Source organism: Bacillus haikouensis (assembly GCF_013179555.1).
GTDB lineage: Bacteria > Bacillota > Bacilli > Bacillales > Bacillaceae_B > Rossellomorea > Rossellomorea haikouensis_A.
This window is the reverse complement of the sequence record NZ_JABMCR010000615.1, coordinates 1-622: the sequence shown is the minus strand read 5'-3', so window position 1 is coordinate 622 and position 622 is coordinate 1. Positions and strand designations below refer to the sequence as shown.

The window sequence follows — 622 nt, the reverse complement described above, 5'->3', positions numbered from 1 at the left end:
CAATCATCCAGGATGCGGAAACGAAGGACGTCCTGACCCTCGCCTACATGAATGAGACGTCCCTGGTTAAGACGCTTGAAACCGGAGAAACCTGGTTTTATTCACGCTCCCGTCAGGAGCTGTGGCACAAAGGCGGAACGAGCGGCAATACCCAGACGGTCAAGAGCATTGTTTGGGACTGCGACAAGGACGCGTTACTTGTCCTTGTCGATAAACAAGGTCCGGCATGCCACAAGGGGACGGATAGCTGTTTCCATGAGAAGATAATCGGAGAAGAGCAGACTCCATCCACTTCAAAAGAAAACATCCTGCTCACCCTCGAAACCCTCATCGCAGACCGTGAAAAAGAGCGACCGGACGGTGCCTATACGACCTACTTATTCGAAGAAGGAGTCGATAAGATCCTTAAGAAAGTAGGGGAAGAAGCATCGGAAGTGATCATTGCCGCGAAAAACAGGGACGCCGAAGAATTGAAATGGGAAGTGGCGGACCTGTTCTACCATGTACTCGTGCTGCTTCGAGAACAGGAGCTGCCTTTGGAAGAAGTGCTCGGCGTTCTGGTGGAGCGTCATAATAGATAAATATCGGATTCAAGTGGGAGGCGGGTCTTTAGCTGATGGTA

1 protein-coding gene is annotated in these 622 nt (G+C 51.0%); it reads left to right on the top strand.

The window, feature by feature from the left end; translation table 11 throughout:
- Positions 1 to 2 precede the first annotated feature (2 nt).
- Positions 3 to 581 (top strand): bifunctional phosphoribosyl-AMP cyclohydrolase/phosphoribosyl-ATP diphosphatase HisIE, encoded by a 579-nt coding sequence (gene hisIE, locus HP456_RS24685; protein ID WP_312857816.1) that lies wholly within the window; start codon positions 3 to 5, stop codon positions 579 to 581.
- Positions 582 to 622 lie beyond the last annotated feature (41 nt).